A 23,711-nucleotide genomic window follows, 5' to 3' on the forward strand; every position below is an offset into this window, starting at 1 on the left:
ACCGTTACAGCCTTTTCCCGTGATGCTGACGGATGAAGACCTGCCCTCCGAGGCCCGGATGGCGCTCGCCCACACGCCCCCTGCGCTGCGCAGGGAACTGGCGACGGCGTTTGCCTTCGATGCGCGACTTGCACGGATCGCAGGGCAGACGAGCGAGGTCATGCTGGGCCAGATGCGGCTGGCCTGGTGGCGCGACATGCTCAAGGCTTTGCCGGAGGACCGGCCAAACGGCGATGCCGTGCTCGATGCGGTCGGCCGGGACTGGAGGGGGCGGGAGGCCGCGCTGGGCGAAGTGGTCGATGGCTGGGAAGTGCTGGTCGCTTCCGAAGCCATGGGGCGGGCCGACATACTCGCCTTCGCACGCGGCAGGGCCGCGCCGTTCACGGCATTGCCGGCTAGCGCGGATGCCATGCCCCATGTCCGGGCAGCCGCGATGCGCTGGGCGCTCGCCGAAGCCGCGCCGCGTCTGTCCGATGCCGCCGAGCGCGCCGTCTTCGTCGAAATCGCCCTCGAAAATGCCGACGACCGGCCTCGCCTGCCGCGCGCGCTGAAAGGCCTGGCGGTGCTTGATGCGCTTGCCCTGCGAGCCCTGAAACGCGGTGGGCGGCCGCTCATGGAGGGGCGCGGCGCGGCAATCGCGGCCATGCGGGCGGCTATCGTCGGGCGTTGAATTCCTGTATTATCACGCGGATAACAGGGGAGCGAAATCATGCGGCAGGCGATCCTCGGTGCCGTCGCGGGCCTCGTGCTCGCAGGGATCGGTGTTTTCTGGTGGCAGGGCAGGGCCACGATCGAACAGAACGCCCCTCCGCCACCCGAACCCGAAGAGCCAGCGCCCGATCCGCTCGACTTGCCCGTCACCGATCCCGGTGACATGGAAGGGCCCGAACCGCCCGAGCAGAGCGAGCTCACCCGCGAGCAGCGGCGCTTCTTCCGCTACGATCGGAACCGTGACTGGCGCATTACCCGCACCGAGATGATGGCCTCGCGCTCCGATAGTTTCCGCAAGCTCGACGTCGACGGCAACAACCTCTTGACCTTCGAGGAATGGGCCGTGACCACGGCCGAACGCTTCGACGAGATGGATGCTGACGGAAACGACGAACTCACCCCAGCCGAATTCGCGACCAGCGCCCCCAAACGCTAGCCGAAGCAGATCGACTCTTGTGGCGGAGCTTTAGGCCGGGACGGGCTCGGCCGACCTGATCCACTCGGCAAGATCCGCCTTTGCGCGGTCGGTGTAAGCCTGCTTGCGCGCTTTTTTCTTCACTTCGTGGAGCGGCGGGAAGAGGCCGAAATTGACATTCATGGGCTGGAAGGTCGCGGCATCGGCATCACCCGTGATATGGGACAGCAGCGCGCCCATGGCTGTTGTCGGCGGGAGCGGTTTCCAGTCGCGCCCGCCCAGCTCCGCCGCCGTCATCATCCCGGCGACCAAACCTATCGCAGCGCTTTCGACATAGCCTTCGCAGCCCGTCACCTGCCCGGCAAAACGAATATGCGGGGCCGCGCGCAGGCGCAGCTGCCGGTCAAGCACTTGCGGCGAATTGAGGAAGGTGTTGCGATGCAGGCCGCCGAGGCGCGCGAATTCGGCGTTCTCCAAACCTGGAATCGTGCGGAACAGCTCGACCTGCGCGCCGTATTTGAGCTTGGTCTGAAAACCGACCATGTTCCACAGCGTGCCGAGCTTGTTGTCCTGCCGCAGCTGGACGACCGCATAGGGCCAGCGCCCCTGCGGGAATTCGGGCGTGGTGTCATGCGGGTTGTCGAGCCCGACACCCTTCATCGGGCCATAGCGCAGCGTATCCACCCCGCGCTCGGCCATGACCTCGATAGGCATGCAGCCGTCGAAATAGGGCGTGTCCTTCTCCCATTCCTTGAACTCGCTCTTTTCGCCTTCGATGAGCCCTTTATGGAAGGCGAGGTACTGTTCCTTCGTCATCGGGCAATTGATGTAATCGCCGTCTTCGTTCGATGCCTCGGTGCGCTTGTTCCAGCGCGACTGAATCCATGCTTTCGACATGTCGATGCTGTCGCGATAGACGATCGGCGCGATCGCATCGAAGAAGGCGAGCCGTTCCTCGCCCGTCGCCGCGACAATGCTCGATGCGAGAGCCTGCGCGGTGAGCGGGCCGGTTGCGACGATGGTTGGGCCGCTTTCGGGCAACCGGTCGATCCGTTCGCGCACGATGGTGACATTGGGATGATCGCCCAGCGCCTTGCTCACCTCGGCGCTGAATACGTCGCGGTCGACCGCCATCGCGCTGCCTGCGGGAACGCGCGCCTTTTCCCCTGCATGCATGACGAGCGAATCGAGCGTACGCATTTCATGGTGCAGCAGGCCCACCGCATTGCTTTCGTCATTGTCGGAACGAAAGCTGTTCGAGCAGACCAGTTCGGCGAGGCCATCGGTCTGGTGCGCCGGGGTCATTTCCCCGCTCCCGCGCATTTCGGACAGGCGCACGCGCATTCCACGCCGTGCGAGTTGCCACGCCGCCTCGCTCCCGGCGAGGCCGCCGCCGATGATGTGTACATCGTAAGTCTTGCTGGTCATGGAGCGCGAGGTAATTGCGTGCTAGCGCGCCTGCAAGCCTTGGCAGGCGTGGCGAAGGAGGGGAGGGCACGATGGCGAAACGCGCGCTGGCCGATCACCGGCCCTGGCTGCTCGCCAGCGTGGTCGCGGCATGCGCCTACTATTTCCTCTGGAACAACCCCATTGCGGAAGGGGTCTGGGGCATTCTCCTGAAAGGGTCGGGAGTGGGCCTGCTCGCGGTTTATGCCATGCGGCGCACGAGGGGCACGGGCGGGGCGATCCTCGTCACCGCGCTCGCCCTCTCGGCGGCGGGTGACATGGCGATCGAGATTTCTTTCGAAGCGGGAGGGGCGCTGTTCATTGCCTCGCACCTTGCGGCGATCCTGCTCTATGCCCGCAATCTGCGTAACAGGCCCGTCACGAGCCAGCGCCTGCTCGCACTGGCGCTGATGATCGCCGGGCCGCTGCTGTCATGGCTGCTGAGCGGTCGACTCGATATTGCCGCCTATGGCGCGGTGCTCGGGGCAATGGCGGGCTGCGCGTGGATCAGCCGGTTTCCGCGCTACCGCGTGGGGCTGGGCGCCGTGCTGTTCATTGTCAGCGACTGGTTGCTATTCAGCCGGTTCGGGCCGATCGATCTGGCCCCATTGCCCGACCTCGCGGTCTGGCCGCTTTACTATGCCGGTCAGGTCATGATCGCCACCGGCGTGGTGCAGACCCTGCGTGCCGATCACGAAAGCTGAGCGTCAGCCTCCAGGCTCGTCTTCGATATTGCGGTCCGAATGCGCGGTCGTATCAGGTGATGTTTCGTCGTCTCCACCGCGGCGCTCTACCATTTCCTCGACCACCGCTTCCTCGGCTTCGTTTTCCGGTTCCTCGGTCTCGTCGATCAGGGCCGCACCGACGATGTGTTCGCCCTTGGCCACGTCGAAGATCCGCACGCCTGCGGAAACGCGCCCGATGACCGACCAGCCCTTGTGCTCTTCGAAACCGTTCTCGAGCAGGTGGCGGAAATGGATCGGCATGCGGATGAGCTTCGCCTGGTCGGTGACCAGCATGAGCTGCGAGCCGTGCCGCACCGGGAAACTCGCCACGACCGGTCCGTTGCGATCCGGATTGCTTTCCGGCGCGCCGATATTGGTAAGTCCCTGCCCGCCGCGCCCGATGGTGCGGTATTCATAAGCCGAAGAAATCTTGCCGTATCCGTTCGCGGTGATGGTGAGGATGAATTCCTCCCTCTCGGCCATCGCCTGCATCGTCTCGAGCGGCAGGGTTGGCTCGGCGTCGTTGTTCTTCCACGCCGCCGCGCGCAGATAGGCCTCGCGCGTTTCCATGTCGGCCTCGAGCGGGTCGAGCACGGCAAGGGAGACGACCTTGGCATCGTCCTTGAGCGCCATGCCGCGCACGCCGATGCCGGTGCGGCTCTTGGTCTCGCGCGCGTCGGTCGCGGCGAAGCGGATCGCCTTGCCCGCATCGCTCGCTAGGAAAACCTCCTGCGCCTCTCCCACCAGCCTTACGCCGATCAACCGGTCCCCGCTGCCTTCGACAAAGCCCATTGCGTATTTGCCGTTGGTCGGCACATTGGTGAAGGCATCCATCGAATTGCGACGCACCATGCCCTGTTCCGTCGCGAAGACGATGCCAAGCGAGGCCCATTCCTCCTCGTCCTCGGGCAGGGGCAGAACATTGGTCACGTGTTCATCCTCCGCCAGTGGCAGGAGGTTCACCATCGGTCGCCCACGGGTCGAGGGGCTGCCTTCGGGTAGTTTCCAGACCTTCAGGCGATAGACCCGGCCCGCATTGGTGAAGAACAGGACCGGATTATGGGTGCTGGTGACGAACAGCTCGACCACTGCATCCTCGTCCTTGGTCGCCATGCCTGCGCGGCCCTTGCCGCCGCGCGCCTGCGCGCGGAAAGTCGAAAGCGCGGTGCGCTTGATGTAGCCCCCCAGGGTCACGGTCACGACCATGTCGTCGCGTTCGATCAGGTCCTCGTCGTCGAGCCCATCCCAGGCGGGAGCGATTTCGGACATACGCGGCGTCGTGTAGGTCGCTCGGACTTCTTCCAGTTCCTCGCGCATGACCGCGTAGAGTTTGACCCGATCGCCAAGGATCGCGAGCAATTCCTCGATCGTGTCGGCCAGTTCCTTGAGCTCGTCGCCGATCTCGTCGCGACCGAGAGCGGTCAGGCGATGCAGGCGCAGTTCGAGAATCGCCTTTACCTGCCGTTCGGACAGGCGATAAGTCCCGCCTTCCTCGTCGGCGGTCGGCTCGATTGCTTCGATGAGGCGGATATATTGCGCTATCTCGCCAATCGGCCATTCCTTGGCGAGCAGTTTGGCGCGCGCCTCGGCCGGATTGGCGGCGCTGCGGATCATCGCCACGACTTCGTCGAGATTCGAGACGGCGACGACGAGGCCCAGCAAGACATGCGCCCTTTCGCGCGCCTTGTTCAGCTCGAACTTGGTGCGCCGGGTGATAACCTCTTCGCGAAAGGCGATGAAGCTCTGCACGATGTCGCGCAGAGTCAGCGTCTCGGGCCGCCCGCCGCGAATCGCGAGCATGTTCGCCGGGAAGGAGGACTGGGCCGGTGTCCGCCGCCAGATCTGGTTGAGAACGACTTCCGGCGTGGCGTCGCGCTTGAGATCGATGACGACCCGCACGCCTTCGCGCGAGCTTTCGTCGCGAATGTCGGAAATGCCCTCGATGCGCCTGTCCTTGTCCGGGTCCTTGGCGGCTTCGGCGATTTTTTCGACGAGATTCGACTTGCCGACCTGATACGGCATCGAAGTGAGTACGATGGCGCGCTTTTCGCCTTGCTTTTCCTCGATCTCGTGGCGGCAGCGCATCAGGATCGATCCGCGTCCCGTCGTGTAGGCCGCCTTGGCCCCACTCGTGCCGAGGATCAGCGGTGCAGTGGGGAAATCGGGTCCGGGGATATATTCGATCAGTTCCTCGGCCGTGATGGCCGGATTGTCGATGAAGGCGAGACAGCCGTCGATGACCTCGCCGAGATTGTGCGGCGGCACGTTCGTCGCCATTCCGACCGCGATCCCGCCCGCACCATTGACCAAAAGGTTGGGAAACCGCGCCGGAAGGACCTGCGGTTCCTTGGTCGAACCGTCGTAATTGTCGACGAAATCGACCGTATCCTTGTCGAGATCGTCGAGCAGAGTGTTCGAGACACGTGCGAGCCGTGCCTCGGTGTAACGCATCGAGGCCGGCGGATCGGGGTCCATCGAGCCGAAATTGCCCTGACCATCGATCAACGGCACACGCATCGACCAGTCCTGCGTCATCCGCGCGAGCGCGTCGTAAATCGCCGCATCGCCGTGCGGGTGGTAATTACCCATGACGTCGCCGACGATCTTCGCGCTCTTGCGATAGGGCCGCCCGGCGACGAAGCCGCCTTCCTGGCTGGCATATAGGATCCGGCGATGGACCGGCTTCAACCCGTCGCGCACGTCGGGCAGCGCGCGCGAAACGATCACGCTCATCGCGTAATCGAGATAGCTCGTCTTCATCTCATCGACGATGTCGATGCGGTCGTAATCGCCGCCGGGTGCGGGGGAATCGAGAATTTCGGTGTCGTCGCTCAAGGCTTTGGGCCGTTTCGGTTGTGTTCTGATGCGTTTGCGCAACGTGCAATGTAAGCATTCGCTGGCCGATGCGCCACTCGCGCGCGCGAACGTGATGGGAACAAGGGCCCTTTTTCCACATTTGGCGGAGCTCCCGCATCGGTATCAGCCGCCATTCATGCGCGCTGGCCAAAGGGGTGCCTCCGATATTGGGGCGGGGGTGGAAAAGCCCCGCCGGATCCGTATTCAAAGCCTGTTCAGCCCAACAGGGCTACTTCCAATTGAAAATTGCGTGCGTCTTCGCCAAAGGCGCATCGCAGGAACACCAGGCGCCGCGCAGAGCGCACGAAACCCCCAGGAGGACATCTTCATGACTACCCTTCAGCCCCGCAAGCCGCTTTCCGGCCTTGCTCTCGCCATCGCGCTCGCCGCCGGCACAGCGGTGGTGGCGACCGGCGTGATGCCGAGCGAAGCCCACGCGCAGCGCAAGAAGAAGGACAAGAAGGAAAAGGAACAGCCGCCCGAGCTTTCCAAGGAATTCCGCGAAGCCTTCCTCCCGGTGCAGGAAGCCATGAATGCCGAAGGCACCGACATGGCCGCGCTGCGTCCGCAGATCGACCAGTTGATCCAGCTGGCCCAGTCGAAGGACGAGAAGTTCTTTACCGGCAATGTCGCCTACAATGTCGGCCTCGGTGTCGACGACAAGGCGCTGCAACTGACGGGTATGGAGATGATGTTCGAAGGCGGGAAGGTTCCCGCCGAGCAGCTCGGCCGCTTCAATTTCATCGCCTATCAGTTGGCCAACAATCTCGAGCAGTTCGACAAGGCGCGGACCTACCTCCAGGCGGCGATCGACAACAATTTCTCGACCGCGACGATCGGGCGCGCCGACCTCCAGATCGCAATGGCGGAAAGCTATTTCGGCGCGGGCAACGTGCAGCAGGGCCTCGATTACCTGGCAGGCGCAATCGCGGACAGGAAGGCGGCCGGCGAGGAAGTGCCCGAGAATTGGTATCGCCGCGGCATTACCGTCGCCTACGAGAACGAGGTCACGCCCGATCTCTACGAGATGGCGACCCTCTGGATCGCCGATTATCCGAGCAACACGAACTGGCGCGACGCGATCAACCTGACGCGCAATCTCAACACATTCGAAGGCGGCGAGATTCTCGACCTGCTCCGGCTCAGCCGCCGGGTTGAGGCCCTGGGGGATGTCTCGGACTACGAATACTACGTGGAAGCCGCCGACCCGCGTCGCCTGCCCAAGGAAGTGCGCGACGTGATCGAGGAAGGCTATGCGGCAGGCACGGTCGGCCGCGACAATCTCTACCTGTCCGAGGCCCTCGAACTCGCCGAGGGCCGGATCGAGGCCGACCGGTCCGACCTTCCCGCGCTGGAAACCGACGCACTGGCTGCGGATGCGGGGCTCAAGCTCGTCTCGGGCGCTGCCGACGCCTTTCTCAGCTATGACGAATACGCCAAGGCGGAAACCTTTTACGAAAAGGCTCTCGCCATGCCGGGCGTCGAAGAGGACGAGGCGCAGCTGCGCCTTGCCATCGCCAAGATCGAACTCGGCAAGTATGACGAGGCGCGCGACCTGCTGGGCGAGATCGATGGCAAGCGTGCCCCGATCGCAAAGCTCTGGGCGGCTTATGCCAATGCGCAGGAAGGCGGCATGGCGGGCGCTTCGGCAAGCGGGATGACCGGCGGCTGACGCGGTCTCGGCTCGCAAGCGAAAAGGGCGCCCTGAGCAATGCTCGAGGCGCCCTTTTCCGTTTCAGGTTCCCCCGCTGCAGGAGCGCTGTTCAACGCAGACGCTTGACCCAGACCTCGCCGCCGTCGCGCCGTTCCAGCGCGAAATTGGGAATCGCATCGAGCATGTCGTAGAGCCGAGTGAATCCGTAATTGCGTGTGTCGAAGCTCGAACGATTGCCCGCGCGCTGGCCGACTTCGGAAAGCTTGGCATAGCCGTTCTCGTCGCGTTTCGAGGCGTTGTAGGCATCGACCAGCAGGTTGAGCAGGTCCTCGCCGATCTCGCCCGCCGCAGCGGCGGCCGCATCCTTTGCCCCGTTCTCGCCCGTCCTCGATGGTTTCGATGTGCCAGAGCCGCGCTTCGACGGGGTCTTGTCCGTCTTGTCCGCGCGCAGCAGGGCATTGACGTCGATGAAGCGGGTGCACGCCTCCCGGAAGGCCTCCGGCGTCTTGGCACCGCCGAAACCGTACACCGGAAGCCCGTCCTGGCGGATCCGCATGGCAAGAGGCATGAAGTCGCTGTCCGAACTCATGATCCCGAAGCCGTGGACGCGCCCACCGTAAAGCAGGTCGAGCGCGTCGATCGTCATCTTCATGTCGGTGGCGTTCTTGCCTTTGGTCAGGTCGAACTGCTGCTGCGGCTCGATCCCGTACCGGTGCATCTTGTCGATCCAGCCCTTGAGGCTGGTCTTGCGCCAGTTGCCATAGGCACGGCGGATATTGACCTGTCCAAGCTCGGCGAGGACGGTCAGGACAGGATCGATCGCGGCATGGCTGGCATTGTCGGCGTCGATCAGCAGGGCGATATTGTTGGAAAAGGGCTGGGCCATGGCCATGCATTTGGTCAAACGGTCCGCGCGGGGCAAGCCTATTCGGTCACCGGCCTATTCGATCACCTCGAATCCGCCTGTCGCCTCGTCCAGCGAATAGAGTAGCCCCTCGGCAATGGAGAAATGCGCGCCGCGCAGCTTGAGGCATCCGTCCTCCTCGCGCTCAGCGAGCCAGGGAAAGGTGCGCAGGTTCGCAAGGCTCTGGCGAATCGAGGCGAATTCCATCGCCAGTTCGGCCTCGCGGCTTTCGATGCCGTATCGTTCCGCGACCTCGGCGCGCGGCCCGTCGAGCAGGGTGATCCATCCGGCCAGGAAGCCTCCTGCGCCGCGCTCTTCCTCGCTATGCTCATTGCGCAGTGCTGCGCGGCAACCGCCGCACCGCCCGTGTCCCATGACCACGATCTGCGCGACTTCGAGCACCTGGACCGCAAATTCGACGGCCGCCGAAACGCCATGCTGTCCGGGCGTGGTCTCGAAGGGCGGCACGAGCGCGGCCACGTTTCTCAGCACGAAGATATCGCCCGGGTCGACATCGAAGATCTGCGCCGGATCCACCCTGCTGTCGCAGCATGCGATGATCATGAGCTTGGGATGCTGGCCTTTCTCCAGCGTTTCGGCGAAACGCTCCCGCTGGCGCGGCCAGGTTCGTTCGCGGAAGCGGCGATAGCCTTTCAGCAATTCTGCGAATTCGGGCATGTATTTGTCCCCTCTCCGGCGAAAGCCGCTAGGCGCGCGGGCGGGACAGGGCAAGCGTTGCGCCGCGCGCAGCCTGTTTTGCGCAGAATACCGCGGCCACTTGCCCAATCGAGTGGTGGAGCGCGGTTGCGGGCAGGGTGAACGGGCCTTAAGTAACGCGCATGAACGATCTCGCGAACACGCCGCAGCCCGAAGGCCGCCCCGCCCGCCAGCGCAAGCCCGACTGGATTCGCGTCCGCGCTCCCGCCGGAGAGGGCTATCACGAAACGCGCCGCCTGATGCGCGAGCTCAACCTCAACACTGTCTGCGAAGAGGCGGCCTGCCCCAATATCGGCGAGTGCTGGACCAAGAAGCACGCGACCGTCATGATCCTCGGCGATGTCTGCACCCGCGCCTGCGCCTTCTGCAACGTCAAGACCGGGATGCCGCGCACAGTCGACCCGATGGAACCGGAAAACACGGCCATCGCTGCGGCGAAGATGGGGCTCGAGCACATCGTCATCACCAGCGTCGACCGCGACGACCTGCCCGACGGCGGGGCGATGCAGTTCGTCAAGGTGATCGAGGCGCTGCGTCGGAACACGCCGGATACGACAATCGAGATCCTCACCCCCGATTTCCGCGGCAAGATGCGCCGCGCGGTCGAGATGATTTGTGAAGCGGGGCCCGACGTTTACAATCACAACCTCGAAACGGTCCCACGCCTTTACCCGACCATTCGCCCCGGGGCGCGCTATTATGCCTCGCTCCGCCTGCTCGAGGAAGTCAAGGCGCATAATCCGCTCATCTTCACGAAGTCGGGCATCATGCTTGGCCTCGGCGAGGAGCGGCTTGAGGTCCACCAGGTGATGGACGACATGCGCAGCGCCGAGGTCGATTTCATCACCATGGGCCAGTATCTCCAGCCGACGCCCAAACACACCGAAGTGGCGGAATTCGTTACGCCAAAGGCGTTCGACGCTTATGGAGCCATCGCCCGCGCGAAGGGCTTCCTGCAGGTCGCTTCCAGCCCGCTCACCCGCTCGAGCTACCACGCAGGCGATGACTTCGCCGAGATGCGCGCGGCGCGTGAGCAGCGCCTCGCAAAGCAGGCTGCCCGAGAAAAGGCCTGAGCGATAATGCCCGGTATCCGCGAGACGCGCAGACTTCCCTATAGCTGCGAACAGATGTTCGACCTTGTTGCCGACGTGAAGCGTTACGGCGAATTCCTGCCATGGGTCATCGCGACCCGCGTGCGCTCCGACAACGAGACCGAAATGATCGCGGACATGGTGGTCGGCTTCAAGGCGATCCGCGAAAGCTTCACCTCGCGCGTGCTGAAACGCCGCCCGCAGGAAATCGAGGTGATCTATCTCGACGGCCCGCTATCCGACCTCGACAATGTCTGGACTTTCCGCGAGATCGACGAATGCAGTTGCGAAATCGATTTTTCGGTCGATTTCACGTTCAAGAACAAGCTATTCGAACGGATCGCAGGCCAATATTTCGATCGCGCATTTCGCAAGATGGTCGCTGCCTTCGAAGCGCGCGCAAACGAGCTTTACGGCAACAGCAATTCCAGCGCGCACAGCGTCGCCTGACGCCGGATCGAGGCCCGCGCGCCGGGGCCTTCGCCGCCGTCGAAATGCTTGAGCTCGCCTTCGGGTTCGCCTTCCATGTCGCGCGTCGCCCGGGCGAATACGACCGTCCCGACCGGCTTGATCGTCGTGCCGCCGCCGGGCCCCGCAACTCCGCTGATCGCGACCGCGACATCCGCGCCGGAGCGTTCGAGCGCCCCCTGCGCCATCGCCCATACGCACGCGATCGAAACCGCGCCAAAGGTCTCTATGATGTCGCGCGCGACACCGAGCGATTCCATTTTCGCCTCGTTCGAATAGGTAACGAAACCGCGGTCGAGCACCGCGGAGGAACCCGCCACCTCCGTTAGAGCGCCCGCGACCAGTCCGCCGGTGCAGCTCTCCGCGAGCGCAACCTTGCGCCCGGCCTCGGCGTTTTCGGCGATAACCCGCTCGGCCAGTCGCGTGATTTCGTCGGGGAGGAGGTAATCGCTCATTCGGCGCTCTTTTCTCTCGCGTCGATGACACCGTCATCGAGCCGCCGGTTCTCGCCTGTGGAGCGCGCCTGCGCCCGCTCGCGGGCATCGTCTTCCTGCACCAGCTCGTAGATGAAACCGATCAGCCCGGCCATGTTCTCGGGCGGGAGCGGAGCAAGCAATTCCAGTCCTCGTTCGACATTCGCGCAATCCTTGGGCTTTAGCTCTTCCTCGACGAGGAGGAGGATCATCCCGCTCACGAAAGGGCGCAGGCTCTCATCGGGTAGCGAGGCCAACAGGTCGCCCGGGATCTCGCCTCCCACTTCGGCTTCTTCGCTCGCCAGCTGGAATAATGCGTCGCGCGCTTCGGGCCAGGCCTCGGCCGATCCTTCGCTTGCCCGGGTGTGAAGCGCATCGCCTTCACGAGCCAGGAATCCGTCGGGATCGAGGCTCGCTTCGCAGGCATTCATCGCACCCTCGATCGCGATCGGCAGGGCATAGCGCGCTGCCGCCTCGACCTGGCGCGGCGTGAGCGTTTCAAGTGCCGACCTGGCTTCTTGCGCCGCTGCGGGTGCAGATGCGGGAAGCGTCCCTGCCAGCCCTGCGAGAAGGGCAACAATGCGGCGATGGGTCATGCTGCGAAACTCCTGAATTCGCCCGGCTGACTACCGGATGGCGGCAAGGCCGACAATGGCCTGCGCCGCAATTCCCTCACCACGCCCCGTGAAGCCAAGCCTTTCGGTGGTGGTCGCCTTTATGCTTATCGCGCTTTCGGCAATGCCGGTGAGCCGGGCGACCTCCGCTCGCATGGTCGGGCGGTGGGGCCCGATCCTGGGGGCTTCGCAGATGATGGTGAGATCGATATTCGAGAGGGCATAACCCGCATCACGCGCCAGGCTCACGGCGTGTTCGAGAAATCGCCCCGACCGTGCGCCCGCCCATTGCGGGTCGCTTGGCGGGAAATGCGTGCCAATGTCCCCTTGCGCGACCGCTCCGAGCACCGCATCGGTGATCGCGTGGAGTGCGACATCGGCATCCGAATGTCCCGCAAGGCCTTTTTCGTGCTCGATCCTCACCCCGCACAGCCACAATTCCTCGCCCTGCACGAGGCGGTGCACGTCGAAACCCTGTCCGATACGAAAGGCCGGGCCATTTGCGCTGTCCATGAGATCCTCCGCGAAGGTGATCTTCTTCAATCGCTCGTCGCCGCGCACCAGCGCGATCTCGCCGCCATGTGCTGCGAGTACCTGGGCATCGTCGCCGGCATCGGTGTCGCCGACCCATGCGCGGTGCGCGGCGAGAATCGCGTCATAGCGGAAAGCCTGCGGGGTCTGGACCCGGCGCAGGCTTTCGCGCTCGGCCTTGTCCGCCATGGTTGCTCGCGGGCCTGCGACAACAACCGAATCCACCACCGGGAGAACCGGGATCGCTCCCGGATGCTGGGACAGAGCATCCAGCAGGCGTTCGATCACACCGCGCGGCAGGTCGGGGCGGGCGGCATCGTGGACAAGAACTCGCGCGGGTGCATCGCCTGCCAGCGCCTCGAGCCCGGCCGCGACCGAATCCTGCCGGTTCGCCCCTCCGGTTACGAAGCGCACGTCGGCGACATCGCCAACAGCCTCGCGCGCGTGATCTTCGGCCCCTTGCGCGATCACGACAATCAGCGGCGATGCACCCGCCTCGCGCAATTTCTCGACCGAGTGTGAAAGCAGCGGTCGGCCGCGCCAGGTGCGATATTGTTTCGGCAGCACGCCGCCCACCCGCAGGCCCTTCCCGGCCGCTACGACGATCGCGGAGAAAGGCGGGAGGGGAGGCTCGACTGCCATGGCAGGCGGCGCTTAGGGGCTGGACTGACTTTCCGCAATGGACTATCAGCTGCTCAAATTTTAGGCATTTCCCAGCATGACCAATCTTCCGCACCCCCCGGCGCTCAAGCCGCTCCGGATCGGCCCCGTGACGATCCCCGATCCCGTCCTGCTCGCCCCGATGACGGGCGTGACGGACATGCCGTTCCGCACGCTCGTGCGGCGTTTCGGTTCCGGGCTCAATGTGACAGAGATGGTCGCGAGCGAAGCGGCCATCCGCGAAACGCGCCAGTCGCTCCAGAAAACCGCATGGGACCGGAGCGAAGAGCCGGTCTCGATGCAGCTCGTCGGTTGCGATCCGGACAGTATGGCCGAGGCGGCCAAGCTGCAGGAGGGCAATGGCGCGGCGATCATCGACATCAATTTCGGCTGCCCGGTCAAGAAGGTCGTGGGGCAATATGCCGGCAGCGCCTTGATGCGCGAAGTACCGCTGGCGACGAAGCTGATGGAAGCGACGGTTAACGCGGTCGACGTGCCGGTAACGGTGAAGATGCGCATGGGCTGGGACCATGCCAGCCTCAACGCCCCCGAACTTGCCCGCATCGCCGAGGACCTGGGCGTGAAGATGATCACCGTTCACGGCCGGACTCGCAACCAGATGTACAAGGGCAATGCCGACTGGGCATTCATCCGCAGCGTAAAGGAAGCGGTCTCGATCCCCGTCATCGTCAACGGCGACATCTGCGGGATCGAGGACGCGGCGAACGCGCTCGAACAGTCCGGCGCGGACGGCGTGATGATCGGGCGCGGCGCCTATGGCAAGCCATGGCTGCTCGGCCAGGTGATGCATTGGTGGCGGACGGGCGAGAAGCTCGCGTCTCCCAGCTTCGATGAACAATATGCAGTGCTGGTGGAGCATTACGAGCGGATGCTCGATCATTACGGACAAGAGGTCGGAGTGAAGATCGCGCGCAAGCACCTTGGCTGGTATACCAAGGGCCTTCATGGATCGGCCGATTTCCGCAACAAGGCCAACCAGATCGACAACCCGCGCGAAGTGCTGGGCGAGATCGAACGTTTCTACGAACCTTTCCTGAGGCGCCGGGCGGCCTGATCATGGCCTCGCGGCGGGCGATCGAGAACGCAGGCGGCGACATTCCCGGCGCAAAGGGACGGCCCGATGCGCGCGCCCAGATCGCGGGGATGATCTTCGCGGTGCTGCTGGTCGACTGCGAGGGGCGCATTGCGGAGGTCAACCAGGCGGCCGAGACGTTGCTGGGAACCAGCGCGCGGCGTCTGCTGGGGCGCTCGCTGACGGACATGCTCGGCACGCTCGACCCGCGCGTCGCGGCGCGCCTAGCCCGCGCTGATGAGGCATTGGTGGCGCGCGAACTTGCGCTCACGGTCAACGAGGCCGAATTGCAGGTCAATCTCACCGTCTCTCCGCTCGGCGATGCGCCGGGTTGGCGGGTGGTGACACTTTCGGAGATCGCCCACGAGGACACGGCGAGCGTCGAGACCGTCGGCGAAAGCGCCCCGCCGGGCCCCTCGATCCTTGCACATGAAATCAAGAACCCGCTTTCGGCCATTCGCGGGGCCGCGCAGCTCGTCGCGCGCAAGCTGCCGCACAGGGACAAGCCGCTCGCGAGGATGATAACCGACGAAGTCGATCGCATCGCCCGCCTGATCGACCGCATGCAGCAACTCGGCAGCACTCGCAGCGATCCGCTCGAGCCGTGCAATCCGCATGAGGCGATCCGGGGGGCACTCGCCACGGTACGGGTCGCCAGCGCCGGAACCGCTGCGGGCGAGGGGGCTTTCAATGTCGCCTTCCGCGAGGAATTCGATCCTTCGATACCGCCTGTGCTCGCCAATCGCGATGCGCTCGAGCAGGTGCTCATCAACCTCATTTCCAATGCCCGCGATGCGGCGGTCGAGCGTTCGCAGGCGCCGCAGGTGACGCTGCGCACGCGCTATGTCCATGGCCTCGTTTTCAGCGCTATGCGCCTTGGGCGGGCGGTCAAGTTGCCGATCGAGATCACCGTCACCGACAACGGCAATGGGATCGACCCGTCCCTGCGCGGAGCAGTCTTCGAACCCTTCGTCTCGACGAAACAGCAGGGGCAGGGCCTAGGCCTCGCGCTGGTGCGCAAGCTGGTGCTCGACATGGGCGGCAGCATCACTCACGAACGCGATCCGCGCCTCGGCCTGACACATTTCCGTGTCCATCTCGCCCAGGCATCGGTCGAATCCGGGAAATAGGGCGATGGCACGAGACGATGCACCCTCTGTCCTGCTGGTCGAAGACGACCGCGCAATCGCCACCGTCATCAGCGCCGCGCTGGAGGATGAGGGGTTCGCGATCCGCCACTGCCTTTCCATAACCGAGCGCGATGGCGCGCTGGCCGGAGGCAGTTTCGCGGTGATGGTGACCGACGTCCTGCTCGAAGACGGCGACGGACTGGAGAGCCTTGAGGATGTTCGCGCCGCAGCGCCCGCAATGCCGGTCATCGTGCTTTCGGCGCAGAACACGCTCGACACCGCAGTAAGGGCAAGCGACAGCGATGCCTTTGAATATTTTCCCAAGCCCTTCGATCTCGACCAACTCGTCCAGGCAGTTCGGAAGGCGGCCGGAACGGTGGGGCGAAACGCTTCCGAGGCGGCGGCGCACCGGGGCGAAGTGCCCGACGCGGACGGTGAAGGCCTGCCGCTGGTCGGGCGAAGCCAGGCGATGCAGGGCGTCTATCGCATGATCGCGCGGGTCCTGCGCAACGATCTTACCGTCCTTGTCACCGGCGAAAGCGGCACCGGCAAGGAACTCGTGGCCGAAGCGATCCACCAGCTGGGCAGCCGTTCGACCGGGCCCTTCGTCGCGGTCAATACGGCGGCGATACCATCCGATCTGATCGAAAGCGAGCTGTTCGGCCATGAAAAGGGTGCCTTCACCGGTGCCATCGCGCAGGCGATCGGCAAATTCGAGCAGGCCAATGGCGGTACGCTTTTCCTCGACGAGATCGGCGATATGCCGGCCGAAGCCCAGACAAGGCTGCTGCGCGCACTGCAGTCGGGGCGTATCAGGCGGGTCGGCGGGCGCCAGGAAATTGCCGTCAGCGTCCGCATCGTCGCCGCCACAAATCGCGACCTCGTTCCCCTGATAGAGCAGGGGGCCTTCCGCGAAGACCTCTATTATCGGCTCAACGTCGTCCCGATCCAGCTTCCGCCGCTGCGCGAGCGGCGCGAGGACATCGAGGTGCTCAGCCAGCATTTCCTCGCCCAGGCCATCGAGGACGGCCTGCCGCGCCGCAGCCTCTCGACCGATGCGCTTGCCCTGCTCGAGGCGCGCCAGTGGCGCGGCAATGTGCGCGAGCTGCGCAATGTGGTTTATCGCCTCGCGCTGATGGCACAGGGCGAGGTGATCGACGCGCCTGCGATCGCGGAGATCGTAGGGGAGGAAAGCGCACCGATAAGCGCCGCCCCGGCGATCGTGGAGCCCGGCCTTGCCGGGGCCCTCGACCAATGGCTCGCAAGCGAGAAACCGCCCGACGGGTTACTGCACGCGCGCGCAATCGCTGCCTTCGAAAAGCCGCTGATCGAGCACGCATTGAAACGTACGCGCGGTAACCAGCTGCGCGCGGCCAAGATGCTCGGGATCAATCGCAATACCCTGCGCAAGCGGATCGTCGAACTTGCGATCGAACCCGAACGGTTCGCACGGTTGCCCTGACGCAGAATCGCGCCCAGAGGAATGTTTACACTTGCATGAAAGCCACACCAAAGTTGTAATGGTGCAACTATGGAGGCACTCAAAGCCATGAACGCTCCCGACCCTGCTTCGGGGACGAGCGCCGATGGCGCTGGCATCGACGCTCCCTCGAGAGAGGGCAACGCATCCGGCCAGGGCACGAGCGAGCCTGCAGCGCTGCGCCTGAGCCGGCGTTCGCCGCGTTGGTTGCGTCGCTTCGTCGTCGCGTCGCGCCGGGCAAATGTTTTCCTGTGGCTCGAACTGCTTTCGGTCGCCGGGCTCATTCTGGCCGTCATCGCCACCTGGGTCGCCTTTTCGCGCGATCCACAGACCGGAGATTTGCTTCCGACATTGCAGGTCTCGCTCCTCCTCATGGCGACACTTGTGCCGGCCATGGCGATCCTCGTGCTCGCCGGTCGCCGCCTTGCGCTGCGAAGAGCGGCAGGGAGCACTGCGCGCCTCCATGTCCGGCTCGTCTTCTTCTTCTCGATGGTCGCGGCTCTCCCGACCTTGCTTGTCGCAGGCTTCGCCGCCTTCCTGTTCCAGACCGGGGTCGATTTCTGGTTTTCGGACGATTCGCGCGGTCTGATGGAGAATGCGAACGAGCTCGCGCAGAACTATTACGATGCCAACCAACGCGACGTGCGCGACGAAACGCTCGCCATGGCGGGCGACATGCGTTTCTATTTCAGTCGCGGCGGGACGCTCGCAAACGAGCAATTCCCCGATTTCTATCTACTGCAGGCGCAGGGCCGGAAGATAAACGAGAGCGTAATAATCCAGCGGCTCGATGATGGGTCGCTGCGCACCGCAGCGATCATGGATCTCGTCGAGGACAACAGCCCGCTCGCCTTCAGCGAGGCCGCCCTGCCGCGACTGCGAAGCGGTGAACTGGTCGTGGTCGAGGGAAGTCCCGAGCGGATCGCGGCGATCGCCCCCATTGATCGGGACAGCGGCATCTATCTGTACAACGCCCGCACCACCGAGGCGACGATGTTCAATTCCTGGTCGCGCGCCCAGGCGATCGCGCGCGCCTACGAGACGCTGACGAAGGATGCCCGCACGCTCCAATTACGCTTCAACATCGCGCTGGTGTTGGTCAGTCTGCTTCTCGTCGGGCTCGCGATCTGGTTCGCGCTGCGTTTCGCGGACAGGCAGGTCGAGCCGCTGACCGATCTCGTCGGCGCGGCGCGCAAGGTCGGACAGGGCAATTTCTCGCTGAGAGTCGAGGGCCGCACCGGGGCGGACGAAATCGGCCTGCTCAACCGTGCTTTCAACCGTATGACCGCCCAGCTCGAAAAACAGACGCAGGCGCTGGTTTCCGCCAACCGCCAGATCGACGATCGGCGCGCTTTCATGGAAGCGGTGCTCGAGTCGGTGACGGCCGGCGTGATCTCGGTCGACGAGGAGCGGCGGGTGCTGTTGCTCAACGGATCGGCCGCTGCCCTCCTCGGACGCGAGGGGGCGACAGGTCCGGCGAGTATGGTGGGCATGCGGCTTGAAAATCTCTCCCCCGAAATCGACCGCATGGCACGTGAGGGTCAGGAAAGCGCGATCGTCACCCATGCCAAGGGAAGCGACCTTTTGACTCTCGCGGTGAAGGTAGCGCCGGGCAAGAGCGGCTCGGTCATCACGTTCGAGGACATCACGCGGCAATTGCTAGACCAGCGCCAGGCCGCCTGGTCCGATGTCGCCCGCCGTATCGCGCACGAGATCAAGAACCCGCTCACTCCGATCCAGCTCGCCACCGAAAGGCTCAAGCGCCGCTACCGCAAGCAGGTCGAAACCGAGGACGGCGAGCTCTTCGACGAGCTTACCAGCACGATCGTCAGGCAGGTTGGCGATCTCAGGAAAATGGTCGACGAATTCTCCTCCTTCGCACGCCTGCCCAAACCGGTGTTCCGCTCCGAAGACCCGGTCGATCTCGTCCGGCAGGCGGTGTTCCTCCAGGAAGTGGCCCATCCCGGGATCCATTTCGGTATGCGGACCGAGGATCTGGGCAGCCGCGAAATGTTGTGCGATCGCCACCAACTCGGCCAGGCGATGACCAACGTGCTCAAGAACGCTGTCGAGGCTGTCGAGGCGCGCGCCGCCGAGGCCGAAGATGACTATGCCGGCGAAGTCAGGGTGACTATGGAGGGCGACGACGCCGAGATCGCGATCACGGTAGAGGATAATGGCGTCGGCCTTCCCACCGACCGCGACCGGATCACCGAGCCTTACATGACGACGCGCGAGAAGGGCACGGGCCTCGGCCTCGCCATCGTCAACAAGATCGTCGACGAACATGGCGGCGACATGAGCTTCGCTGCGGGCAAGGGCGGGGGAACGCGTGTGACCCTGCGCTTCGCCCGCAATCCGCAAATCCTCGCAGGCGAGGTGAAATGATTCGCCGCGTCGCCACCACTCGAAGCCCGGAGGGGGATTCCCATGGCGCTTGAAATACTCGTCGTCGACGATGAACGCGACATCCGCGAACTTGTCTCCGGCGTACTCGGCGACGAAGGCTATGACTGCCGTACGGCCGCCGACAGCACCGCAGCGCTAGCGGCCATCGACGAACGTCGGCCGAGCCTCGTTTTGCTCGATGTCTGGCTGCATGGCAGCGAGATGGACGGGCTTGAGCTTCTCGATGCCATAAAGGCGCGCGAGCCGAACCTGCCGGTCATCATCTTTTCCGGTCACGGCAATATCGACACAGCGGTTTCGGCTGTCAGCCGCGGGGCGATGGATTTCATCGAGAAGCCCTTCGAGGCGGAGCGCCTGTTGCTGCTTGTCGAACGCGCGACTGAAACCGAACAATTGCGGCGCGAAAACTCCCGCCTGCGCGAAGGGGTATGGGGAACGAGCGAATTCACCGGCAATTCGGCCGCGATCAATTCCGTGCGCGCAACATTGAAACGGGTCGCCAATACCGGCAGCCGTGTGCTGATTGCAGGTCCGGCGGGCGCGGGCAAGGAGGTCGCCGCACGCCTCCTTCATTCGTGGAGCAATCGCGCGGGAAATGCCTTCGTCCTCGTCAATTCGGCGCGCATCACGCCCGAGCGTTTCGAACAGGAACTGTTCGGCGAGGAGGTGGACGGAAAACAGGTCCGTCCAGGCCTTCTTGAGATGGCCGACGGAGGCACGCTCTATCTTGACGAGGTCGCCGACATGCCGCTGTCGACCCAGGCGCGGATCTTACGCGTCCTCACCGACCAGAGCTTCGTGCGAGTGGGCGGCACGCGGCAGATCGGAGTCGATGTGCGGGTGGTTTCTTCGACCACTCGCGACCTTGCGGTCGAGATGGAAGAAAAACGCTTCCGCGAGGACCTCTTTTATCGCCTCAACGTCGTTCCGGTAACGATCCCCTCGCTGGCCGAACGGCGCGACGACATACCCACACTGGCCGAGCATTTCTTCACCCGCTATTCGACCGACCAAGGGATTCCCCCGCCCGAAATCAGCGAAGAGGCGATGGCGGCGCTGCAGGCCTATGACTGGCCGGGAAATGTTCGCCAGTTGCGCAATCTCGTCGAGCGCACGATCATCATGACCCCGCGTGAAAAGCTCGGCACGATCGAGCCCGACATGCTCCCCTCCGAAATCACCGGCGGCCGGCTCGCTTCGTCGGGGGACGGGCTGACGGCGATGATGGGCGTGCCGCTGCGCGAGGCGCGGGAAAGTTTCGAGCGAGAATACCTCACCATCCAGATCCGCCGCTTTTCCGGGAATATATCGAAGACTGCGAGCTTCATCGGAATGGAACGGTCGGCGCTTCACCGCAAGCTCAAGCTGCTCGGTATGGCGGAGCGCCGCGAGCCGGATCGCAAGGCGTGACACTTGACACACCTGTCAGGACAGAGAGACTTTCGGAACTTGACAGCGATTGGAGCATTGCCCGCGTGATACACAATCGCCATTATGGCGTGGGGCCGCACCGTGGGATTATGCTTGCGGACCACGCCCCTGCTCGCGGACCGTAAGGACGGCCGCCAAGAACAGGAGCGTAGCGATATGTCCAACGGGCGAACTCTCTCTCCGCGCCCCCGCCCGCAGGGGCAGGATGCTGCCGCAGCGCAGCCCCGACAGTCGGGCAGCCTGCAGGATGCCTTTCTCAATCTCCTGCGTCGCAACAAGACCCCGGTTACGATGTTTCTCGTCAAGGGCGTCAAGCTGCAGGGCATCATCACCTGGTTCGACAATTTCTCGATATTGCTCCGCCGCGACGGCCAATCGCAACTGGTCTACAAGCATGCGATTTCGACCATCATGCCGGGGCAGGCCGTCGATGCGAGCCAGTTCGCGAGCCGCGCCGGAAATCCGAAACAGCGCCTGTTGCAGGATGTCTTCCTCCGCCGGGTGAGCGAGGCGAATGTCCAGGTGACCATGTTCCTGGTGAACGGAGTCATGCTTCAGGGCCGAATCGCGGCTTTCGACCTGTTCTGCATGCTGCTCGAACGTGACGGGGCCGTGCAACTGGCCTACAAGCATGCCGTCTCGACCATCCAGCCCGCCAGCCCGGTTGACCTGACCGAGGATGAGGAGGACAATGACGAGTTGGACGAGGAGCCCCGAGACGGGTTCGAGGATGATGAAGAGGCATAAGGGCTGAGTTTTGACGACGACCTGATGGACGAAGTGACCCGCGGCGCGCGGGCCCTTGTCCTGTGCCCGGATATCCGCAGCTTCACCTACGATCTGGACGCGCGCGAACGGCTCGAGGAGGCCGAGGGTCTGGCGCTCGCGATCGGGGTCGTCATCGCCCATAGCGAGATCCTCCCGGTTCGCCAGATGCAGCCGAACACGCTGTTCGGTTCGGGCCAGGTCGAAAGAATCGCGGACTTGTGCGAAATGCACGAAGCCGAACTCGTCATCGTCGACGGCGCGCTGACTGCTATCCAGCAGCGCAATCTCGAAGAGCGTCTGAAGCGCAAGGTGATCGACCGTACGGGCCTGATCCTCGAAATCTTCGGAGAACGCGCGGCGACGGCGGAAGGGCGGCTGCAGGTCGAGCTTGCCCATCTCGATTATCAACAATCGCGCCTGGTGCGAAGTTGGACGCACCTCGAACGCCAGCGCGGCGGTTTCGGCTTTCTTGGCGGCCCGGGCGAGACCCAGATCGAGGCCGACCGGCGCATGATCAACCAGCGCATGGCGCGCCTGCGCCGCGAACTGGAACAGGTGCGCAAGACCCGGGCCTTGCACCGCGAACGGCGGGGAAGGGCACCCTGGCCTGTGATCGCGCTGGTCGGCTACACCAATGCAGGCAAATCGAGCCTCTTCAATCGCCTCACCGGCTCGGACGTCATGGCCGAGGACCTGCTCTTCGCAACGCTCGACCCGACCATGCGCGCGATCTCCCTGCCTGCGGTCGAGAAGGCGATCCTGTCAGACACGGTCGGGTTCATATCGGACCTTCCGACTCAATTGGTGGCCGCTTTCCGCGCAACGCTGGAGGAGGTCACCGGGGCCGATCTGATCTGCCATGTGCGTGACATCGCCAACCCGGCCCATCCGGCGCAGAAGAAACAGGTGATGGAGGTGCTCGGCGATCTCGGCGTGGTCGATTCGGAGACAGGGGTCGGCGAGATCCCCATCCTCGAAGTCTGGAACAAGGCCGACCTGCTGCCGCCGGAAAGCCGCGCCGAATTCGTCGAGGCTGCGGCGGCGAATGAAGCGGTGATGGTCTCGGCTGCGAGCGGAGAGGGCATGGAAGCGCTCAAGGAGCGCATCGGTGCGATGCTGACGGCACGCGCAAGGGAAGTGACGTTCACGCTCTCTGCAAGTGACGGTCGGCGGCTGGCGTGGCTTCATGCCCATGGCGACGTGCTTGGCGAAGAGGATGCGGGGGAGGGGCAGGAAGGCCCGCTGAAAAGGGTGACGGTCCGCCTCAACCCCAAGGAACTCGGTCAGTACGAAACTTTAGGAAGCTGACTTGTCACGTTGAATTCAGGCGCTTTTCTCCTGGCGTTTGACCATCAGCCAGAGCTCTTCCTGCTCTTCGAGCGATAGCTGCGCGAAGCTTTCGCCGCCAATGTGTTCCATGGCCTTGAAGCGGCGCTCGAATTTTGCATTGGCGGAGCGCAGCGCGTCTTCGGCGCTCACCCCGTGAGCCCGCACGAAATTGACCGCCGCGAACAGCAAGTCGCCTGCCTCCTCGACCTTCTCCTGTTCTGAAGCGGCCGAGTTAAGCTCCGAGATCTCCTCGTATATCTTTGCCTCCGAACCCTTCGGATCGGGCCAATCGAAACCGGTCCGGGCCGCGCGTTTCTGCAGTTTCTGTGCCCGCATAAGGGCTGGTAATGCCAGTGCCACACCGTCGAGAGCGCTTTCCAGGCCCTTGTCGGCGCGCTCGGCAGCCTTGATGTTTTCCCATCGGGTGTCGCCCATCGAGCCACCTGAGTCGCCAAAAATGTGCGGGTGACGCGCTTCCATCTTATCGCAGATTGCCTCGGCCACATCCTCGAAGGCAAACAAACTCGCTTCTTCCGCCATGCGTGCGTGGAATACGACCTGTAGGAGCAGATCGCCGAGTTCGTCCTTGAGGTCGGCCATGTCACGGCGCTCGATCGCATCCGCGACTTCGTAGGCTTCCTCAATCGTGTAAGGAGCGATCGAAGAAAAATCCTGGGCGAGATCCCATTCGCAGCCGCTCGCGGGGTCACGTAGCCGCGCCATGATCGATAGGAGGCGCGATGTCTGTGAAAGGGCGGTGGTGCCCGCTGGCGATGGCTTGTCGCTTTCCATACCAATCCTTCCGC

21 protein-coding genes are annotated in these 23,711 nt (G+C 64.0%); 13 read left to right on the top strand and 8 right to left on the bottom strand.

Annotated elements, in window-relative coordinates; genetic code table 11:
• Window positions 1–22 precede the first annotated feature (22 nt).
• Window positions 23–670 carry a squalene/phytoene synthase family protein gene (locus RIB52_RS10190; RefSeq protein ID WP_350175695.1) on the top strand — a complete coding sequence of 216 codons (648 nt, stop codon included), beginning with the start codon at window positions 23–25 and terminating at the stop codon, window positions 668–670.
• A 39-nt stretch (window positions 671–709) separates the two neighbouring features.
• The gene (locus tag RIB52_RS10195; RefSeq protein ID WP_350175329.1) at window positions 710–1,147 is read left to right on the top strand and encodes an EF-hand domain-containing protein; all 438 of its coding nucleotides are present in this window, start codon (window positions 710–712) and stop codon (window positions 1,145–1,147) included.
• Between the two features lie 30 nt (window positions 1,148–1,177).
• On the opposite strand, the gene trmFO is transcribed toward RIB52_RS10195, so the two are convergent.
• Window positions 1,178–2,554: a methylenetetrahydrofolate--tRNA-(uracil(54)-C(5))-methyltransferase (FADH(2)-oxidizing) TrmFO gene (gene trmFO, locus RIB52_RS10200; protein WP_350175330.1), complete on the bottom strand. Its 1,377-nt coding sequence runs from the start codon at window positions 2,552–2,554 to the stop codon at window positions 1,178–1,180.
• Between the two features lie 71 nt (window positions 2,555–2,625).
• Between trmFO and RIB52_RS10205 the strand changes: the two genes are divergently transcribed.
• Window positions 2,626–3,276 carry a lysoplasmalogenase family protein gene (locus tag RIB52_RS10205; protein ID WP_350175331.1) on the top strand — a complete coding sequence of 217 codons (651 nt, stop codon included), beginning with the start codon at window positions 2,626–2,628 and terminating at the stop codon, window positions 3,274–3,276.
• A gap of 3 nt (window positions 3,277–3,279) precedes the next feature.
• Here the strand turns inward: RIB52_RS10205 and gyrA are convergent, their stop codons facing one another.
• Window positions 3,280–6,132, bottom strand: a complete 2,853-nt coding sequence (gyrA, locus tag RIB52_RS10210; protein ID WP_350175332.1) for a DNA gyrase subunit A — start codon at window positions 6,130–6,132, stop codon at window positions 3,280–3,282.
• 349 nt (window positions 6,133–6,481) lie between these two features.
• Here gyrA and RIB52_RS10215 point away from each other — a divergent pair, with 349 nt between their 5' ends.
• Window positions 6,482–7,825, top strand: coding sequence for a tetratricopeptide repeat protein (locus RIB52_RS10215; protein WP_350175333.1), 1,344 nt, complete (start codon window positions 6,482–6,484; stop codon window positions 7,823–7,825).
• A 91-nt stretch (window positions 7,826–7,916) separates the two neighbouring features.
• Here RIB52_RS10215 and RIB52_RS10220 read toward each other — a convergent pair whose 3' ends face one another.
• Complete coding sequence (locus RIB52_RS10220; protein ID WP_502879514.1) at window positions 7,917–8,699, bottom strand: NYN domain-containing protein; 783 nt, start codon at window positions 8,697–8,699, stop codon at window positions 7,917–7,919.
• A gap of 48 nt (window positions 8,700–8,747) precedes the next feature.
• On the bottom strand, window positions 8,748–9,389 hold the full coding sequence (locus RIB52_RS10225; RefSeq protein WP_350175335.1) for a carbonic anhydrase: 642 nt from the start codon (window positions 9,387–9,389) through the stop codon (window positions 8,748–8,750).
• Between the two features lie 161 nt (window positions 9,390–9,550).
• Here RIB52_RS10225 and lipA point away from each other — a divergent pair, with 161 nt between their 5' ends.
• Both lipA and RIB52_RS10235 read left to right on the top strand, forming a co-directional pair.
• Window positions 9,551–10,501: a lipoyl synthase gene (gene lipA / locus RIB52_RS10230; protein WP_350175336.1), complete on the top strand. Its 951-nt coding sequence runs from the start codon at window positions 9,551–9,553 to the stop codon at window positions 10,499–10,501.
• 6 nt (window positions 10,502–10,507) lie between these two features.
• Window positions 10,508–10,969: a type II toxin-antitoxin system RatA family toxin gene (locus RIB52_RS10235; RefSeq protein ID WP_350175337.1), complete on the top strand. Its 462-nt coding sequence runs from the start codon at window positions 10,508–10,510 to the stop codon at window positions 10,967–10,969.
• Here the strand turns inward: RIB52_RS10235 and RIB52_RS10240 are convergent.
• Genes RIB52_RS10240 through RIB52_RS10250 form a run of 3 tightly spaced genes read right to left on the bottom strand, consistent with a single transcriptional unit; the run spans window position 10,930 to window position 13,247 of the window.
• Window positions 10,930–11,442: a CinA family protein gene (locus tag RIB52_RS10240; RefSeq protein WP_350175338.1), complete on the bottom strand. Its 513-nt coding sequence runs from the start codon at window positions 11,440–11,442 to the stop codon at window positions 10,930–10,932. The genes RIB52_RS10235 and RIB52_RS10240 overlap by 40 nt on opposite strands.
• A complete protein-coding gene (locus RIB52_RS10245) occupies window positions 11,439–12,056 on the bottom strand; it encodes a hypothetical protein (RefSeq protein WP_350175339.1) in 618 nt (205 codons plus the stop codon). Before RIB52_RS10245 ends, RIB52_RS10240 begins: the two co-directional genes overlap by 4 nt.
• 30 nt (window positions 12,057–12,086) lie before the next feature.
• Window positions 12,087–13,247: a bifunctional 2-C-methyl-D-erythritol 4-phosphate cytidylyltransferase/2-C-methyl-D-erythritol 2,4-cyclodiphosphate synthase gene (locus tag RIB52_RS10250; RefSeq protein WP_350175340.1), complete on the bottom strand. Its 1,161-nt coding sequence runs from the start codon at window positions 13,245–13,247 to the stop codon at window positions 12,087–12,089.
• 76 nt (window positions 13,248–13,323) lie between these two features.
• Between RIB52_RS10250 and dusB the strand changes: the two genes are divergently transcribed.
• The 7 genes from dusB (at window position 13,324) to hflX (ending at window position 22,884) form a co-directional block, all read left to right on the top strand.
• A complete protein-coding gene (gene dusB / locus RIB52_RS10255; RefSeq protein WP_350175341.1) occupies window positions 13,324–14,340 on the top strand; it encodes a tRNA dihydrouridine synthase DusB in 1,017 nt (338 codons plus the stop codon).
• A gap of 2 nt (window positions 14,341–14,342) precedes the next feature.
• Window positions 14,343–15,488 (top strand): two-component system sensor histidine kinase NtrB, encoded by a 1,146-nt coding sequence (locus RIB52_RS10260; protein ID WP_350175342.1) that lies wholly within the window; start codon window positions 14,343–14,345, stop codon window positions 15,486–15,488.
• Between the two features lie 4 nt (window positions 15,489–15,492).
• Window positions 15,493–16,950: a sigma 54-interacting transcriptional regulator gene (locus tag RIB52_RS10265; protein WP_350175343.1), complete on the top strand. Its 1,458-nt coding sequence runs from the start codon at window positions 15,493–15,495 to the stop codon at window positions 16,948–16,950.
• An 87-nt stretch (window positions 16,951–17,037) separates the two neighbouring features.
• Window positions 17,038–19,356 carry a sensor histidine kinase gene (locus tag RIB52_RS10270; RefSeq protein WP_350175344.1) on the top strand — a complete coding sequence of 773 codons (2,319 nt, stop codon included), beginning with the start codon at window positions 17,038–17,040 and terminating at the stop codon, window positions 19,354–19,356.
• 42 nt (window positions 19,357–19,398) lie between these two features.
• Window positions 19,399–20,787: a nitrogen assimilation response regulator NtrX gene (gene ntrX, locus RIB52_RS10275; RefSeq protein WP_350175345.1), complete on the top strand. Its 1,389-nt coding sequence runs from the start codon at window positions 19,399–19,401 to the stop codon at window positions 20,785–20,787.
• Window positions 20,788–20,964: 177 nt separating this feature from the next.
• Window positions 20,965–21,555: an RNA chaperone Hfq gene (hfq, locus tag RIB52_RS10280; RefSeq protein ID WP_350175346.1), complete on the top strand. Its 591-nt coding sequence runs from the start codon at window positions 20,965–20,967 to the stop codon at window positions 21,553–21,555.
• Between the two features lie 24 nt (window positions 21,556–21,579).
• Window positions 21,580–22,884 (top strand): GTPase HflX, encoded by a 1,305-nt coding sequence (hflX, locus tag RIB52_RS10285; protein ID WP_350175347.1) that lies wholly within the window; start codon window positions 21,580–21,582, stop codon window positions 22,882–22,884.
• Between the two features lie 15 nt (window positions 22,885–22,899).
• On the opposite strand, the gene mazG is transcribed toward hflX, so the two are convergent.
• Entirely contained in the window at window positions 22,900–23,697 is a 798-nt protein-coding gene (gene mazG, locus RIB52_RS10290) for a nucleoside triphosphate pyrophosphohydrolase (protein WP_350175348.1), read from the bottom strand.
• Between the last annotated feature and the right edge of the window lie 14 nt (window positions 23,698–23,711).

The organism is Erythrobacter sp. (assembly GCF_040217515.1).
In the GTDB taxonomy this organism is placed as follows: domain Bacteria; phylum Pseudomonadota; class Alphaproteobacteria; order Sphingomonadales; family Sphingomonadaceae; genus Erythrobacter.

Bases quoted from the DNA above. Each gene is read 5' to 3' on its own strand.
- RIB52_RS10225 (WP_350175335.1), bottom strand. From the start codon at position 9,389: ATGCCCGAATTCGCAGAATTGCTGAAAGGCTATCGCCGCTTCCGCGAA.
- RIB52_RS10205 (WP_350175331.1), top strand. From the start codon at position 2,626: ATGGCGAAACGCGCGCTGGCCGATCACCGGCCCTGGCTGCTCGCCAGC.
- RIB52_RS10235 (WP_350175337.1), top strand. From the start codon at position 10,508: ATGCCCGGTATCCGCGAGACGCGCAGACTTCCCTATAGCTGCGAACAG.
- RIB52_RS10220 (WP_502879514.1), bottom strand. From the start codon at position 8,699: ATGGCCATGGCCCAGCCCTTTTCCAACAATATCGCCCTGCTGATCGAC.
- ntrX (WP_350175345.1), top strand. From the start codon at position 19,399: ATGGCGCTTGAAATACTCGTCGTCGACGATGAACGCGACATCCGCGAA.
- trmFO (WP_350175330.1), bottom strand. From the start codon at position 2,554: ATGACCAGCAAGACTTACGATGTACACATCATCGGCGGCGGCCTCGCC.
- RIB52_RS10260 (WP_350175342.1), top strand. From the start codon at position 14,343: ATGGCCTCGCGGCGGGCGATCGAGAACGCAGGCGGCGACATTCCCGGC.
- RIB52_RS10240 (WP_350175338.1), bottom strand. From the start codon at position 11,442: ATGAGCGATTACCTCCTCCCCGACGAAATCACGCGACTGGCCGAGCGG.
- RIB52_RS10250 (WP_350175340.1), bottom strand. From the start codon at position 13,247: ATGGCAGTCGAGCCTCCCCTCCCGCCTTTCTCCGCGATCGTCGTAGCG.
- RIB52_RS10265 (WP_350175343.1), top strand. From the start codon at position 15,493: ATGGCACGAGACGATGCACCCTCTGTCCTGCTGGTCGAAGACGACCGC.
- RIB52_RS10245 (WP_350175339.1), bottom strand. From the start codon at position 12,056: ATGACCCATCGCCGCATTGTTGCCCTTCTCGCAGGGCTGGCAGGGACG.
- mazG (WP_350175348.1), bottom strand. From the start codon at position 23,697: ATGGAAAGCGACAAGCCATCGCCAGCGGGCACCACCGCCCTTTCACAG.
- RIB52_RS10190 (WP_350175695.1), top strand. From the start codon at position 23: ATGCTGACGGATGAAGACCTGCCCTCCGAGGCCCGGATGGCGCTCGCC.
- hflX (WP_350175347.1), top strand. From the start codon at position 21,580: ATGGACGAAGTGACCCGCGGCGCGCGGGCCCTTGTCCTGTGCCCGGAT.
- RIB52_RS10195 (WP_350175329.1), top strand. From the start codon at position 710: ATGCGGCAGGCGATCCTCGGTGCCGTCGCGGGCCTCGTGCTCGCAGGG.
- RIB52_RS10215 (WP_350175333.1), top strand. From the start codon at position 6,482: ATGACTACCCTTCAGCCCCGCAAGCCGCTTTCCGGCCTTGCTCTCGCC.
- hfq (WP_350175346.1), top strand. From the start codon at position 20,965: ATGTCCAACGGGCGAACTCTCTCTCCGCGCCCCCGCCCGCAGGGGCAG.
- RIB52_RS10270 (WP_350175344.1), top strand. From the start codon at position 17,038: ATGAACGCTCCCGACCCTGCTTCGGGGACGAGCGCCGATGGCGCTGGC.
- dusB (WP_350175341.1), top strand. From the start codon at position 13,324: ATGACCAATCTTCCGCACCCCCCGGCGCTCAAGCCGCTCCGGATCGGC.
- lipA (WP_350175336.1), top strand. From the start codon at position 9,551: ATGAACGATCTCGCGAACACGCCGCAGCCCGAAGGCCGCCCCGCCCGC.